General features: G+C 34.3%; 16 protein-coding genes and 1 tRNA gene. 4 read left to right on the top strand and 13 right to left on the bottom strand.

Annotated elements, in window-relative coordinates; translation table 11 throughout:
- Positions 1-26 precede the first annotated feature (26 nt).
- Together H8R24_RS05050 and H8R24_RS05045 are read left to right on the top strand one after the other, a co-directional pair.
- Entirely contained in the window at positions 27-899 is an 873-nt protein-coding gene (locus H8R24_RS05050) for a rhomboid family intramembrane serine protease (RefSeq protein WP_187017476.1), read from the top strand.
- Positions 900-981: 82 nt separating this feature from the next.
- Entirely contained in the window at positions 982-2,025 is a 1,044-nt protein-coding gene (locus H8R24_RS05045; RefSeq protein ID WP_187017477.1) for an endonuclease/exonuclease/phosphatase family protein, read from the top strand.
- A gap of 9 nt (positions 2,026-2,034) precedes the next feature.
- On the opposite strand, the gene H8R24_RS05040 is transcribed toward H8R24_RS05045, so the two are convergent.
- The 7 genes from H8R24_RS05040 to H8R24_RS05010 all read right to left on the bottom strand — a co-directional run bounded on the left by H8R24_RS05040 (position 2,035) and on the right by H8R24_RS05010 (position 7,808).
- Complete coding sequence (locus H8R24_RS05040) at positions 2,035-2,661, bottom strand: WbqC family protein (protein WP_187017478.1); 627 nt, start codon at positions 2,659-2,661, stop codon at positions 2,035-2,037.
- Positions 2,662-2,733: 72 nt separating this feature from the next.
- Positions 2,734-4,308: a signal peptidase I gene (gene lepB, locus H8R24_RS05035; protein WP_187017479.1), complete on the bottom strand. Its 1,575-nt coding sequence runs from the start codon at positions 4,306-4,308 to the stop codon at positions 2,734-2,736.
- Between the two features lie 66 nt (positions 4,309-4,374).
- Entirely contained in the window at positions 4,375-5,076 is a 702-nt protein-coding gene (gene dapB, locus H8R24_RS05030) for a 4-hydroxy-tetrahydrodipicolinate reductase (RefSeq protein ID WP_187017480.1), read from the bottom strand.
- Positions 5,077-5,137: 61 nt separating this feature from the next.
- The gene (locus tag H8R24_RS05025) at positions 5,138-5,698 is read right to left on the bottom strand and encodes a DUF5683 domain-containing protein (RefSeq protein ID WP_187017481.1); all 561 of its coding nucleotides are present in this window, start codon (positions 5,696-5,698) and stop codon (positions 5,138-5,140) included.
- Positions 5,698-6,597 (bottom strand): ParB/RepB/Spo0J family partition protein, encoded by a 900-nt coding sequence (locus tag H8R24_RS05020; protein ID WP_187017482.1) that lies wholly within the window; start codon positions 6,595-6,597, stop codon positions 5,698-5,700. Before H8R24_RS05020 ends, H8R24_RS05025 begins: the two co-directional genes overlap by 1 nt.
- Before the next feature lie 4 nt (positions 6,598-6,601).
- A complete protein-coding gene (locus tag H8R24_RS05015) occupies positions 6,602-7,369 on the bottom strand; it encodes a ParA family protein (RefSeq protein WP_187017483.1) in 768 nt (255 codons plus the stop codon).
- A gap of 364 nt (positions 7,370-7,733) precedes the next feature.
- Positions 7,734-7,808, bottom strand: a tRNA-Pro gene (locus H8R24_RS05010).
- A gap of 158 nt (positions 7,809-7,966) precedes the next feature.
- Between H8R24_RS05010 and trxB the strand changes: the two genes are divergently transcribed.
- Complete coding sequence (gene trxB / locus H8R24_RS05005; RefSeq protein WP_187017484.1) at positions 7,967-8,914, top strand: thioredoxin-disulfide reductase; 948 nt, start codon at positions 7,967-7,969, stop codon at positions 8,912-8,914.
- An 89-nt stretch (positions 8,915-9,003) separates the two neighbouring features.
- Here trxB and H8R24_RS05000 read toward each other — a convergent pair whose 3' ends face one another.
- From H8R24_RS05000 to H8R24_RS04980, 5 genes are all read right to left on the bottom strand, one after another.
- Complete coding sequence (locus tag H8R24_RS05000; protein ID WP_187017485.1) at positions 9,004-9,837, bottom strand: GIN domain-containing protein; 834 nt, start codon at positions 9,835-9,837, stop codon at positions 9,004-9,006.
- 87 nt (positions 9,838-9,924) lie between these two features.
- Positions 9,925-10,665, bottom strand: a complete 741-nt coding sequence (locus tag H8R24_RS04995) for a head GIN domain-containing protein (protein WP_187017486.1) — start codon at positions 10,663-10,665, stop codon at positions 9,925-9,927.
- A gap of 2 nt (positions 10,666-10,667) precedes the next feature.
- Entirely contained in the window at positions 10,668-12,446 is a 1,779-nt protein-coding gene (locus tag H8R24_RS04990; RefSeq protein WP_187017487.1) for a PspC domain-containing protein, read from the bottom strand.
- A gap of 5 nt (positions 12,447-12,451) precedes the next feature.
- Positions 12,452-12,781, bottom strand: coding sequence for a PadR family transcriptional regulator (locus H8R24_RS04985; protein WP_007136354.1), 330 nt, complete (start codon positions 12,779-12,781; stop codon positions 12,452-12,454).
- A 151-nt stretch (positions 12,782-12,932) separates the two neighbouring features.
- Complete coding sequence (locus H8R24_RS04980) at positions 12,933-13,388, bottom strand: DUF4870 domain-containing protein (RefSeq protein WP_187017488.1); 456 nt, start codon at positions 13,386-13,388, stop codon at positions 12,933-12,935.
- Between the two features lie 196 nt (positions 13,389-13,584).
- Here H8R24_RS04980 and H8R24_RS04975 point away from each other — a divergent pair, with 196 nt between their 5' ends.
- Entirely contained in the window at positions 13,585-14,037 is a 453-nt protein-coding gene (locus tag H8R24_RS04975) for a DUF4442 domain-containing protein (RefSeq protein ID WP_187017489.1), read from the top strand.
- 76 nt (positions 14,038-14,113) lie between these two features.
- Here H8R24_RS04975 and H8R24_RS04970 read toward each other — a convergent pair whose 3' ends face one another.
- On the bottom strand, positions 14,114-14,362 hold the full coding sequence (locus H8R24_RS04970) for a hypothetical protein (protein WP_187017490.1): 249 nt from the start codon (positions 14,360-14,362) through the stop codon (positions 14,114-14,116).
- Between the last annotated feature and the right edge of the window lie 84 nt (positions 14,363-14,446).

The following is a 14,446-nucleotide window of genomic DNA, read 5'->3' as shown; positions in this document are numbered from 1 at the left end:
ATCGAAATAAAATCTAAATACGATAAATGAATATTCTAGACGATATAAAATTACAATACAAAGTAGGAGGGATTGCCAATAGATTGATTTATTGGAATGTGGGGTGTTTCTTGGTTTCATTAGTCCTTTTTTATAATTATAAATTAGGTGGTTTTGACTTTCCGAGTTTGGTAGCTTTGTCTACTAATCCTGTGGATTTTCTAGTTAAACCGTGGACGTTTTTAACTTATGCGTTTTTTCATGACGGTTTTTGGCACCTTGTTTTTAATATGATGGTGTTGCATTTTTCAAGCCGTTTGTTTTTAACTTTTTTTACTCAAAAACAATATTTAGGGCTCTATTTTTTAAGTGCTGTATTTGCGGGTATTTGCTTTGTTGGTGGGTATTATTTTCTAAATTTAACAGCTTCAATTGTAGGTGCATCAGCTGCTATAATGGCAATTTTAGTAGCAGTTACCACTTATCAGCCATTGATGAATGTGCGTTTGTTGCTAATGGGTAATGTAAAGCTATGGCATATTACTGCTGTTATTCTAATCTTGGATTTAATGCAGTTTAGAATCGAAAATATGGGTGGTCATATTTCGCATTTAGCGGGAGCATTTTTAGGGTTTCTATATGTAAAATTACTGCAAAATGGCACCGATTTAAGCGTGGCTATGAGCACGATTATTGATTTTTTCACTAATTTATTTGGTAAGTCTTCTAAAACGCCTTTCAAAAAAGTACATAAAAATTATACAAAAGCAGGAAAACCAGTTTCAAAACCAGTCTCTAAAATTATTACAAAAGATAGAAATCAACAGCAAATTGATGAGATTTTGGATAAAATTAGTCAATCGGGATATGATAGTTTGACAAAGGACGAAAAAGAATTTTTGTTTAAAGCTGGGAAATAGTACTTTTATAGTGGTTTTGGTAACTAAGTTATGATGCCTAACGTTTAAAAGTAACTGCAATAATTAATTTGAATAAACGAATATGAAAAACCTTTCATGGTTCAATAAAGGGATGTTTTTTTTAAACATTGTTCTTACGGTTGTTACATTTGTGGCCTACGTGCTCCCTTTTTTAGCTCCTAAGCTATTTCCTATTCTTTCGGTACTAACGCTTGTAATGCCTTTGTTCTTTATACTCAATGGTTTGTTTTTTGTCTATTGGGGATTGCTTTTTAAAAAACGAATGATTCTGTCTGGCCTAGTTCTTCTAATGGGAATTACTTTTATTAATAAGTTTTATAAATTCTCGGCTAAGGAATATCCAGAGGATGAAAAAGATTTTATTGTAATGAGCTATAATGTGCGGTTGTTTAATTTATTTAAATGGATCGATAAAGATGATGTGGCGGGTGATATCGTGTCCTTTATCAATGATAAAAATCCTGATATATTGTGTATTCAAGAGTATTCCACTTCGGCTAATATTGATTTAAAAGTATACCGCTATAAGTATATTTTTATGGAAGGGAACAAGATTAAAACAGGTCAGGCGATATTTTCTAAATTTCCAATAATCAATCAAGGTGATATTGTATTTCCTAACTCTAATAATGCGGTCGTTTATGCAGATATTAAGAAAGGAAAGGACATTATTCGGGTTTATAATATGCACCTGCAATCCATTAAGATTACGCCAGATGTTGATGAGATATCGGAGAATATAAATGTGATTAATCAAAACAAATCACAAATGATGCTCATTAGAATGAGTAAAGCCTTTAAACAGCAACAGCAGCAAGCAGAGATTTTGCAAAAGCATAAAAAGGAATGTGAATATCCTGTCATTATTTGCGGAGACATGAATAATAGTGCTTTTTCTTATGTGTATCGCAATATTAAGGGGACGCTAAAAGATAGTTTTGAGGAAGCTGGTACTGGCTTTGGACAAACCTATAAGTTCAAGTATTATCCTGCGAGAATAGATTACATATTCGCTGATGAAAAAATGACAGTAAAAAAATTCGAAAGCTTTTCAGATTTTGATAATTCAGATCATTATCCTGTAATGGTAAAGCTTGCGCTTTAATCTTAGTTGTTATTGCGGTTGTAACAGTTGATTTTTTAAATAGTCAATTGCGAACTTCCCTTCATTAAATAATAAATCGAGTACGCTTAGGTTGTTGATATATCCAAATTTATCATCAAATACTTGTGTGTATTTTTCAAACTGTGACGGGTCTTTTTTACCATCAACTAAGTGTCTGAAATCGGTAATCGTATTTTGATCTGCTTCGTGAAAGTACTCGGTAGTTGTAGAAAAGTCTAGTTGAAGACGTAAACATTGTTTTATTACCTCTAAGGTATCCCAGTTTAAATCGAGTAAATAGGTGTATTTTTTTTCAAAAATGAATCGAATATCATCTTGAAAGTATTCAAAAAAAGGCGAACTACGATAAGCTGCTTCTAGTGATTTGTAATGTTGTTTTTGCCAATCAAAATCCGTATCGAGTTGTATTTCCTTTGTCTTTTGATGGTTTGTTTTTGAATGTTTGATAGGAATATTAAGCATTTGAATTCCATTCGGACTGTAGATGTACGTTCGGTTTCTATTGGTTTGCTTCTGGAAATTATCTTCTATTTCAAAGCATAGATCATCTGCTTGAAGCATGGCTGCAAAGTGACTAATCGATGGAAAATAAGTAGGGTGAAGTAGGGTAGTCATTCGTTATTGTATTTAAAGTGTAAGGTTTAAAGTGGTTGGTGACTTTAAACCTTAGACTTTAAAATTTTTTATTTATGCTTTGTTTTCTTTTCTTTTTTTCCAAAAATATTCTCCAGCAAAGAATACGGCCAAGAAGATCAAGAAGTACTTAAAGTATGATTGTGGTTGTCCTTCACCACTAACGGTGGTGAAAACTCTATCCCAACGAATTTTATTCATTCCTTTTCCATTAGTATCCCAACTCATCCAAATGAATATTGGTTTACCTACAATATGGTTTTCGGGTACGTATCCCCAATATCTACTATCTTCAGAGTTGTGACGATTGTCTCCCATCATCCAGTAATAGTTTTGCTTAAAAGTGTAGCTCGTTACAACTTGTCCGTTTAGGCGAATTTCATTACCAGTCACCTTTAAATCATTTTTATCTCCATTGTCTGCTGTTTCATAATCAGTGATGATGCGCTCGTAAAACGGTAACGATTTAGCGTTTAGTGCTACTGTTTTTCCTTGTTGCGGAATGTATATTGGCCCAAGGTTGTCTTGATTCCAGTTTGTGTTGTGCGGGAATATACCTGCCTCTGGTGTTTTTGCTATTTCTCTAGTTACTGCTATTATTCCGGGAACGTTTTTCAGTCTTTCGGCCCCAGCAGCTGTTAAAGCTCTAAATAGTAAAGTATCTTTTGATTGTTCGTTTTTTATGTACACCTGATCTGTGATATTCATATCCTTTAATAGGTATTCAAAATCAATAGGTGTTTTACCATCCATTACAACAGTATATGAGAATTGCGGTTTAGCACGTTCTGGTAATTGCAATACTTTACCATTGATGTACACGATACCGTCTTTTACTGATAAGCTATCTCCAGGAATTCCTACGCAACGTTTTACGTAGTTTGATTTTTTGTCAATAGGTTTAAAAACGCCTGGTCTTCCTTTTGGTTCAAAGAAATAATGAACTGTATCAACCGGCCAGTTAAATACCACGATGTCCGTACGCTTGATGTCCTCGATGCCTGGTAGTCTTAAATAAGGCAATTGAGGCCAGTTCAAGTATGATTTTTTCTTGGTAAGCGGAATTGAGTCATGAACCATAGGCAATGCTACGGTAGTCATAGGGACGCGAGCTCCATAATTGACCTTACTTACAAAAAGGAAATCGCCTATTAAAAGAGATTTTTCTAAAGATGAAGTAGGGATGGTAAACGGTTGTATAAAATAGGTGTGGACTATTGTAGCTACAACGATGGCAAAAAGTAATGAGCTTACTGTGCTTGTTGTTTTGTTTTCTGAGCGTTCGTTTTTATCTGCAATGTAGCTTAGCTTGGCTGTATAATTGATGTAATAGAGGTACAGTCCGCAGGTTATGATAACTAGAAAAGTATCTAAAGTAGATCGTTTGCCAAAGCTTCTTAATGTTTCTACCCAGATTACAGGAAAGATGATTAGATTAATAATAGGAATGAAAAGCAATACAGTCCACCAACTTGGTCTACCGATTATTTTCATTAAAATGATGGCGTTATAAACGGGTATTGCAGCTTCCCAACGTTTTCTTCCAGCAGCTTCATAAAACTTCCATGTTCCTACAAAGTGGACAATTTGGATGAATAAGAAGAACACAAACCAATGATATAGTGTCATAATTTTATTATTTTAATTGTAAGATTTAAAGTGTTGTGTTACCGTAACCTTAAATCGATATTTTTTTTATTTTAAATCTAATACGTCTTTCATAGAAAAAACGCCTTGTTTCCCTACGATCCATTCAGCGGCAATAACAGCTCCAAGTGCAAAACCCTCTCTGCTGTGTGCGGTATGTTTTATTTCGATGCTGTCTACAACAGAGTTGTAAGCAACGGTATGCGTTCCAGGAACAGTACCGATTCTTTTGGCTTCGATATGAATTTCGTTTGTATTTGGTTTATTTAATGTCCAATTAGTATATTGACTGTTTTCAATTACGCCTTTGGCTAATGAAATAGCAGTTCCGCTTGGTGCATCTAGTTTTTGAGTATGGTGAATTTCTTCCATGTCAATACTATAGCTGTCTAGTTTAGACATCATTTTGGCTAAATATTCGTTTAGTTCAAAGAAAATATTAACCCCAAGACTAAAGTTTGAACTGGATATAAAGGCTCCGTTTTTTTCTTTGCACAAAGCGACCATCTCATCATAATGCTCCAGCCAACCTGTTGTTCCTGAGATTACTGGTACATTAGATTGAAAACAAATTGAAATATTGTTTACAGCTGCAGTTGGGATACTAAAGTCTATTGCTACATCAGCATTTGATAAGCCTTCGTAAGTATTGTGTTCGTCTTTTTTTAAAACAATTTCGTGGCCTCTTTCTAGAGCAATTCGCTCAATTACTTGACCCATTTTACCATATCCTAATAGCGCAATTTTCATTTGTTTTTGATTTTTTTATAAATTAAAAAAGAGTAGAGTATCTAGTAAGTGTATGGATCCTCTAAAAATTGTAATTAATAGTTAGACCTACATTTGGTCTAAATGTTACATCATTTGGGTAAACTGTAGGTTTTAATGATAAGTTTTCGTCTACGTTGAACTGTAATAATGCTGCGTCAACATTAGCGTCAATGATGTTTAAGGCATAAAAGGCTACTACAAATAAAGCAGATAAGTCTCTATTTCTTTGGTAGAATTTTTGGCCTGTAATTAATCGAGAATCATCAAGGTAGGAATAATTGTCATCTGTATACCCTTCAAGTCTACGTTTGTAAGCGTCTCTGTATTGATGGTATTTTTTATTACTATCAATATAAAAATAAAGACTCGTTCCAATTGCTCCGTATACTAGTGGAATTTTCCAGTATTTTTTATTGTACGCTTGTCCTAAACCCGGTAAAATAGCCGAGTAGAATGCAGCCTTGGCAGGCGTAAGCGGATCAATATTGTTTGGTTTTAAAGTGTCTTTTACTGTAACAAATGCATCTTTTTTTGCTTGTGCAAAAACAGATGCATTTGTTAAAAATAGAAAAAGAATTACTATGGAAATACCTTTATACACTATCCTTTTATTAAATCGATCATTCTGTTTAAATCGTCTTCAGATTGAAACGGAATTGTTATTTTTCCTTTACCATTTCCAGCAACTTTGATGTCTACTTTGTTTCCAAAATAAGTGAAAAACGCCTTTTTTTGCGCTTCATCTACCTCGAAAGAAGTAGCTTTAATTGGGGTTGCAGGCTTAGGTCTTAAACTTTCATGGTATTTTTTGACCAATGCTTCTGTTTCTCGTACCGAAAGATTTTGAATTACAATTTTTTGATAAATATCAGTTTGTATGTCAAGATCTTCAATATTGATGATGGCACGTCCATGCCCCATACTAATGAAACCGTCGCGAATTCCTGTTTGGATAATCGGGTCTAGTTTTAAAAGTCTTAAATAATTGGCAATAGTTGATCGCTTTTTACCAACACGGTCACTCATTTGTTCCTGTGTTAATTGAATTTCATCAATCAATCGTTGGTATGAAAGCGCAATCTCGATAGGATCTAAGTCATGACGTTGAATGTTTTCAACTAATGCCATTACCAGTGATTCATTATCGTTTGCAATTCGAATATAAGCAGGTACGGTAGTAAGGCCTACTAAAGTCGAAGCGCGTAAACGACGCTCTCCAGAGATTAATTGGTATTTATTGTAGTCTAATTTACGTACAGTAATAGGTTGGATTACTCCTAATTCCTTGATCGAAGTGGCTAATTCTCGCAATGATTCCTCATTGAAGTTGCTTCTAGGTTGAAAAGGATTAATTTCTATCGCATCAATTTCAAGCTCAATAATATTCCCTACAACTTTATCTGCATTTTTATCGTCAACTGATTTTATATCGTTTTCCGGATCCTTTAATAATGCTGATAATCCTCTTCCTAATGCTTGTTTCTTTATTGCCTTTGCCATACAACTATTTACTGTTTTTCTTTATAATTTCTTGAGCCAAGTGTAAGTAGTTTATAGCTCCTTTACTTGTAGCGTCGTAGTTTATGATGCTTTCGCCAAAACTTGGTGCTTCACTCAATTTTACATTTCGCTGGATGATAGTATCAAATACCATATCGTTAAAATGCTTTTGAACCTCTTCTACCACTTGATTTGATAATCGTAATCTAGAATCGTACATGGTCAATAGCAGTCCTTCGATATCTAAATCTGGATTGTGAATTTTTTGGATACTTTTAATGGTATTCAATAGCTTTCCAAGTCCTTCAAGTGCAAAATATTCGCATTGAATAGGGATAATTACAGAATCTGACGCAGTTAAGGCGTTTAGCGTTAATAAACCTAATGAAGGCGCACAATCAATAATGATGTAGTCGTACTCTTCCTTGATTTCTTCCAATGCTTTTTTAAGCATATATTCCCTGTTCTCTTTGTCGACTAATTCGATTTCAATAGCCACAAGGTCAATATGTGCTGGTATTATATCTACATTTGGAGCAGTACATTTTATAATAGCTTCTTTTGGTGTGTTGCTGTGTTCTAGAATTTGGTAGGTGCCAATTTCTACACTATCCACATCAATACCTAAACCTGAACTAGCATTTGCCTGCGGGTCAGCGTCAATAATAAGTACTTTTTTTTCTAAAACTCCTAAGGAAGCGGCAAGATTTACTGATGTTGTAGTCTTTCCAACTCCTCCTTTTTGATTAGCAATCGCAATGATTTTGCCCATTTGTTTGTATAAATTTTGAACCGTAAAAATACAATTTATTATGGTTTCTAAAAATCTATTTTGTTAACATTTGTTAAAGCTTGATTAGCTGTGCTTTGAACTTGTTTTTTTTAGATTTTACCTTTTTGTATTTTTGTGTTTTTGAGGTTGATTTTTGGCTGTTTTTACAGTGAAATTGATATTTGTTTTGACTTTTTTGTCAAATTCTTATCTGGCTTGGTGTAGAATTGTTTTTCTGTCAATGAATTTGTTTTTTAGATTTTGTTACGCTAAAATTACTTTGCAACAGATATAGCAGTGATTTATAGTTTGCTTGTCATAAAGCCAAAAAAAAAGTCTTTTCAAATAAATGAAAAGACTTTTGTCGGGGTGGCAGGATTCGAACCTGCGGCCTCCTGCTCCCAAAGCAGGCGCGATAACCGAGCTACGCTACACCCCGTAATTCGAGTGCAAATATAAAACATATTTTTAGTTCTGCAACTAATAATTGCAAATAGAATGTGATTATTTTCAAATAGCTAAAATTGATGTTTTTATGTGTGTATTTTTCATTAAAAAACTACATTTGTACCTTCAAAAATGTAATAAAATAAGATTATGTCTGATACAATCGAAAAAATAAAATGCCTAATTATAGGTTCAGGTCCTGCAGGATATACTGCAGCAATATATGCAGCAAGGGCGAATATGAATCCTGTAGTGTACCAAGGAATGCAACCAGGTGGTCAATTGACGACTACAAACGAAGTGGAGAACTGGCCAGGAAATCCAGTAGGAATTACTGGACCAGAAATGATGGTTGGGTTGCAAGCCCAAGCAGAACGTTTTGGTACTGATGTTCGTGACGGATGGGCTACCAAAGTAGATTTCTCTGGAGACGTCCACAAAGTATGGATTAATGATACAATCGAATTGCACTGCGAAACAGTTATTATTTCGACGGGTGCCTCGGCTAAATATTTAGGATTGCCTTCTGAGCAACACTATTTGAAAATGGGTGGTGGAGTTTCGGCTTGTGCTGTTTGTGATGGCTTTTTCTACCGCAATCAAGAAGTGGTAATTGTAGGAGCTGGTGATTCTGCTTGTGAGGAAGCACACTATTTGTCTAAATTATGCAAAAAAGTGACGATGCTAGTGCGTAGCGAAAAATTCCGTGCTTCAAAAATCATGGAAGAACGCGTACGCAAAACAGAGAATATTACTATTTTAATGAACCATGACACGGTGGAAGTATTGGGTGATGAGCAAGTGGTAACGGCTGTAAGAGCGTTGAATAAAACTACTGGTGAAACTTTTGATATTGAAGCTACTGGTTTCTTTGTAGCTATTGGTCATAAACCTAATACGGATATTTTTAAAGAGTATATCACTTTGGATGAAACGGGTTATATTGTTAATACTCCTGGTACCGCTACAACCAATGTAGCAGGGGTATTTGTGGCTGGTGATGCTGCAGATCATGTGTACCGTCAAGCAATTACTGCTGCGGGTACTGGATGTATGGCTGCGCTAGATGCCGAAAGATATTTGGCTGCTAAAGAATAATTGTAGTTAATTGCTATAAAACTAAAAAGTCCCGATTTTTATTTAAAATCGGGACTTTTTTATGAAGTACTAGCTAAGCTATTTAATGCTTATTTTACTTTTTTAATTAGTTTTGCTTCGTCTGCAAATTTTTTCATCTCAATAGCAGGATCTCCGTAAAGATCAATTTCTGATTTTCCTGAGGCTGTTATCGTAATAGTTGTTTCGGCATTTACTGCTGCTTCCGAGCTTCCTTCGGTTACTAGTTTAATGTTTTTGATGGTTAGTTTAGAAGCATTTAATTTAGAGTCACTATCTGTTCTCAATACTCCATTAGTAGCAGTTCCTTCAATTTTAGCATCTGTTTTTTGATACAAATCGGCCGTTAGATCTGTCGTTTTTACTAATGCCTTCAAAGTAGCGTTTTGACTCAAGATCAACTTGGCTTTATCGGATGTTAAATTAAGCTCTACTTTTGATTTGTCATTCGATTCTAAACGAAAATGTTTTGAATTAATATTCAAAAATAATTTGGAATCGCCATACGATTTAAACGCAATAGAGTCCAGTTGTATTTGCTGAATAGCATTTACGGTAGCTTCGTTTTTTAGGCTTACTAGATTTAAATCTTTAGTATAAGTGATGCGCACTTGCAGTTTTTTAAATCGAGTAATGTCTTTTAAAGTATGAATGTTTAAAACATTGTCCACCACATCCGTCGAAATTATATCGTGTAAATTGCCATCGGCTTCTATTTTTATTCCAGCAATGTCTCCAACTTCAAGAAAAGCTTCTATGTTGTCATCAATTTCAATGGTTTTAAAAGCACCTATGTTGCGCAACAAGGTTGTAACGTTTTTTGAACCTTTGGTTTTTTCTCTGCTTTGTGCAAATGTTGCTGTAGTTACTAATAAGAGTAGGAGTATAGGGAAGTGTTTTTTCATGTTGTATGTGAATTATCGTTTGTACAAATATAAAAAAAACCATCCACTTTTGATGGATGATTTTAGTAATAATGCGGGCTAGTACCGTTATTCTAGTGCTATGCTTGCGCCAGACGAGGCTTTTCTTTCTATAGAATGCGGTTTAATATTGTACTTTATTTCACTTCCGCTAGATGCCCTTGCTTTTAAACTCACTATCGGATGCGTGTATATTGATGATGCACTAGATGATTTAGCAGTAATATCATTAGTCAATAATTCATTGGCTTTAATGGTGCTGGCACTAGATGCTGTGGCGTCAAGGGTTAATGACATTCCTTTTAGGGTTATAGAGCTAGCGCTACTAGAACGAGCCGAAATATTATCATAAGCTGCTTTTATATCTATAGTCGCAGCGCTTGAGGAGCGTAAATGAATTTTTTGACCTTTTAAGGTATTTGAACTTTGAATGGAAGCAGCGCTTGAGGCTTGCAACTCATCAATAATAGGCATTTTTACAATTACTTTTTTCGACTTAACATTCACATAGGAATTGTAGTCACTTGAAATTTCAAGCACTCCGTTTTCTACCTTTGTTATAATGCTGTTTTGTATGTTGTCATCTGCTTCTACAATTACGGTTGTTTTGTCGCTTTGTTCTATAACAACGTCTATAGCGTTGCTCACTTCGATACTTGTAAAGCTGCGTTCTAGTTTTCGGTTTTCCGTTGTTACATTTCCGCTTCCTGTTATGGATTTATCACCAATGGAGTATTGACAAGAGGCGAATAATAGTGCTGTTAGTGTAACAACTATAAATTTGGTAGTATAAGTTATGATTTTTAACATGATTAGTTGGTTTTAATAATGATACCGTCTTTGTTTATTTTCAATTCTTTAATATCGCTTTTAGTGTTTTTTATACTGTCAGTGGTAATAGAAATTCCGTTTTTATTGATGGTTACAGATCCGTTATTGTTTTGTTCGTCGTCGCTGTCATAGTCTGATTCATAATCGTAATCATCTCCATTTTCAATATCATTGTATTCTTCTTCATCAGCTGGGCAATCCATACATTTAATTTTAGATTCAAATACTTTGTATAAATAGCTGTCCGAGCTATGGTGCAGGTTAAAGTAGTTGTTGTCTGAATTGTCATAGTGTCTTACAGATGAATCTACTTTGAATACAATTCCTTCAGGCAAGTATAACGTAATTTCAATTTCTTGATCTCTGTACTTGTTTTTCAAATCTGTCAAAAGGTAATTGTCCAGTATCAGCTGATTGCCTACCATTTTATAACCGTATTTTATTGCTTTAGCTCTTTTCTTAGCTTCGGCTAATGTTTTTCCTTTTGCTTCTTTTTCGATCTGAATGTAAGCTACTTTTTCATCTGTTTTTTCAATTTTAAAACGTACTTCATTCGAATAGATGACATCCGCATCTGTAGAGTCTTGCGTGATTTTAAAATCATCCCTATCGTTTATGTTTTTGGCATAATAATCATTGTGTATAAATTTGATCATTAATGTATCGGTAGGTTGTAAAACAATGTTTTCCTTATGTACTACGCGTCCGTCAATGGCAAATGCTGAAGCTTGTTTTATACCAATTGAGATTGCTAGGGCAACTGCAATGATCCAAACGGCTATTAAAGTCGATTTAGCAATATTTCCTATGGATTTCATGTTGGGAGACAATAACTTAAAGCCCAAAAGTGTTAAGAAAAAGAACGGAATCCCTACTGCAAAGAACATTAGTAAACCAAAAGACCAAATAGGATAATCCGTAAAATTTCCTGCTTCAACAAAACTAGACCACGGCAAGTCAATCAATGATGATGAACCCAAAGTAAATACTCCAATTAATAACCCGATTAATGTACTAAGTCCGGTGATGATTAATATAATCCCTAAAAACTTAGCAAAAACCTTAAAGACGGAAAGGATAAAATCGCCAAACGAATTCCCTATTTTCTCAGCACCCGATTTTATTTGGTTGCCATATTTGTCGTAATCAGCATTTTTGATCTTTTCTGATACATTTTCAAATTCTTCTCGAACTTTTTTTTCGATGTTCGAAATGTTAACGGGCTCTCCCGTCATCTCCAATTTCTCTGATGTGGTCACTGCCTCAGGCATCACAATCCATAGAATGATATAAGCAAGAATTCCTGTTCCAGCACCCCAAACCAGTAGTACTAATACCACTCTAATCCACACAGGGTCAATCCCAAAATAGTGGCCTAGTCCAGCTGCAACGCCACCTATCATTCCTTTGTCTTTGTCTCTGTATAATTTTTTAGATCGTCTAGTAGTGTTGTCATTAAAGGATTGGTACGAGTTGTAGTTATTCGTATTGTCTTCTTCAATAATATAATCTTCTGGTTGACCCATTACCGCAATTACTTCGTCAACTTCTTTTATGCCTACAACATGTTTGTTGCTTTTTTGTTTCTCATTCAATAATTCCGAAACACGCATTTCAATGTCTTTAATAATTTCGTCTTGACCAGATGAGTTCGACAAAGAACGCTTGATAGCATCAAAATAACGGTTCAGTTTTTGGTATGCATCTTCATCTATATGAAAGAACATTCCGCCTAGGTTTATATTTACAGTTTTGTTCATGACTTTTATTTTTGGTTTGTGATTAGATTTACAGCATCAGAGAGTTCGGTCCAAGTGCCATTGAGTTCGTTTAAAAATGTTTGACCTATTTCAGTTAGCCCATAATATTTTCTTGGTGGTCCTGATGTCGATTCTTCCCAACGATAGCTCAGTAAGCCGTCGTTTTTTAATCGGGTTAGTAGTGGGTAAATAGTACCCTCAACTACGAGTAACTTGGCGTTTTTTAAAGTGTCTAATATTTCCGACGTATATGCATCTTTTTCTTTTAAAACAGATAAGATGCAAAATTCGAGAACACCTTTACGCATCTGTGCTTTTGTGTTTTCAATATTCATAATTTCATTTTTGTTTTTGGATTAAACAGTTCATTTTTTGATTGATGATTGATGATGATTTTTATTTGAAGCTATTTCCTGCTGTCCGCTATATCTTTTCCTGGCCAAAGAAGCCAGTAAAAGGATGCCGCTTCCATCAGGGCTAGTCTCGTTACTTGATAAATGGTATTGTTATAGGGTATTTAAATTTCTCTCCGTTTGATGTTTTTATCGCTCCGTAAATGATCAAGAAAAACTCTGATATTTTTAAAACTCCAAATATCAGTACAGCCATGATTCCTATTGTTAGTAAGCCCATATTGGCATCAAAATTAAAATTATTAAGTACAAAGTTGTCGTCGTGTACAATAGCATCAAATGGAACGTTGTTAAAAATAGTGATGATAAAAACAGGTACTGCAATCGCAATTAGTACTAAGGAATACAATAATAAACTCAGTTGAAAATTAAGCACTTGCTTTCCATTGTAATCTACAAAGTCCGATTCGTCTTTTTTTGTTGACCACACTAGTATTGGAAAAATATAATTCCCAAACGGAATAAAATATTGTGACAATGTGCTTAAGTGTATAAACGTTGCTGCATTCTTGTGGGTGATTGTGTCCATTTTAATTTGATTTTGATTGATGATTGAAATTCCAAAATTACGTTTGATTGACTTACCTAGTAATTTCTTATGCAAATATATGGTTAAAAGACAGTATTATGTAACGCATAGTAGTAAATATTAACACAATATTAACATATAAATTTATTATGTACGCATAGTATATTTTTGTATCTTAGCAAAAAAATCAACAAATATGAACCTTACGCCATCTAAACTTAATAAATTTCTATTTTTCAAATTGCCATCGGCATTTTTATGCGGAGTACGAGTAAAGGCAATAGAGGAGACAAGTTGTAAAGTATCGGTAAAACACCGCTGGATGAATCAAAATCCGTTTAACTCCATGTATTTTGCAGTACAAGCAATGGCTGCCGAGCTATCAACGGGTGCTATGGTTATTGATCAAATTCAAAAAAGCGGAAAAAAAATTTCGATGTTGGTTGCCAATAATAAAAGTAATTTTAGTAAAAAAGCAACTGGAAGAATCACATTTGAATGTAAAGATGGTCATTTAATTGCCCAAGCAATTAAGGAAACTATTGCAACAGGTGAGGGGCAAACCTTCTGGATGAAATCGATAGGAACAAATGAGCAAGGAGTTCAAGTCTCAGAAATGGACTTTGAGTGGAGCGTAAAATTAAAATAAGAATAAAGTTGTTTACTAGTTAATGAAAAAGAAGCCTCTAAATTTATTTTTAGAGGCTTCTTTTGTAAATGGTGTGTTATGCTTTTTTAGCGCAACATTTTTTGTCTTCTTTCTTAGTAGCTTTAGCATCGCATTTTTTACCTTCTGCTTTGCACTTTTCTTTGCAAGTAGCAACTTCTTCTGCAGTCATTTTTTTACTGTCTCCGTCGTGTGACATTGAGCAAGCTTCTTTTTTAGATTTCTCTTGTTTAGCCGCAGTTGCTTGCTGTGCGTTGCTATTAATTGTGAATAATGCAATAGCTAGTAAAGTGATTATTTTTTTCATTATGTAATTGTTTTAGTATTCATTTTGTACCTCAAATATAAAAAGAAAATGAATAGTGCTTGGATTTTTTTTAAGGCTTTTTTA

The sequence above is a fragment of the Flavobacterium muglaense genome, from assembly GCF_014305155.1.
In the GTDB taxonomy this organism is placed as follows: Bacteria; Bacteroidota; Bacteroidia; order Flavobacteriales; family Flavobacteriaceae; genus Flavobacterium; species Flavobacterium muglaense.
This window is presented reverse-complemented; position numbering and strand designations above follow the sequence as displayed.

Bases quoted from the DNA above. Each gene is read 5' to 3' on its own strand.
- H8R24_RS05050 (WP_187017476.1), top strand. From the start codon at position 27: ATGAATATTCTAGACGATATAAAATTACAATACAAAGTAGGAGGGATT.
- H8R24_RS05045 (WP_187017477.1), top strand. From the start codon at position 982: ATGAAAAACCTTTCATGGTTCAATAAAGGGATGTTTTTTTTAAACATT.
- H8R24_RS05040 (WP_187017478.1), bottom strand. From the start codon at position 2,661: ATGACTACCCTACTTCACCCTACTTATTTTCCATCGATTAGTCACTTT.
- lepB (WP_187017479.1), bottom strand. From the start codon at position 4,308: ATGACACTATATCATTGGTTTGTGTTCTTCTTATTCATCCAAATTGTC.
- dapB (WP_187017480.1), bottom strand. From the start codon at position 5,076: ATGAAAATTGCGCTATTAGGATATGGTAAAATGGGTCAAGTAATTGAG.
- H8R24_RS05020 (WP_187017482.1), bottom strand. From the start codon at position 6,597: ATGGCAAAGGCAATAAAGAAACAAGCATTAGGAAGAGGATTATCAGCA.
- H8R24_RS05015 (WP_187017483.1), bottom strand. From the start codon at position 7,369: ATGGGCAAAATCATTGCGATTGCTAATCAAAAAGGAGGAGTTGGAAAG.
- trxB (WP_187017484.1), top strand. From the start codon at position 7,967: ATGTCTGATACAATCGAAAAAATAAAATGCCTAATTATAGGTTCAGGT.
- H8R24_RS05000 (WP_187017485.1), bottom strand. From the start codon at position 9,837: ATGAAAAAACACTTCCCTATACTCCTACTCTTATTAGTAACTACAGCA.
- H8R24_RS04995 (WP_187017486.1), bottom strand. From the start codon at position 10,665: ATGTTAAAAATCATAACTTATACTACCAAATTTATAGTTGTTACACTA.
- H8R24_RS04990 (WP_187017487.1), bottom strand. From the start codon at position 12,446: ATGAACAAAACTGTAAATATAAACCTAGGCGGAATGTTCTTTCATATA.
- H8R24_RS04985 (WP_007136354.1), bottom strand. From the start codon at position 12,781: ATGAATATTGAAAACACAAAAGCACAGATGCGTAAAGGTGTTCTCGAA.
- H8R24_RS04980 (WP_187017488.1), bottom strand. From the start codon at position 13,388: ATGGACACAATCACCCACAAGAATGCAGCAACGTTTATACACTTAAGC.
- H8R24_RS04975 (WP_187017489.1), top strand. From the start codon at position 13,585: ATGAACCTTACGCCATCTAAACTTAATAAATTTCTATTTTTCAAATTG.
- H8R24_RS04970 (WP_187017490.1), bottom strand. From the start codon at position 14,362: ATGAAAAAAATAATCACTTTACTAGCTATTGCATTATTCACAATTAAT.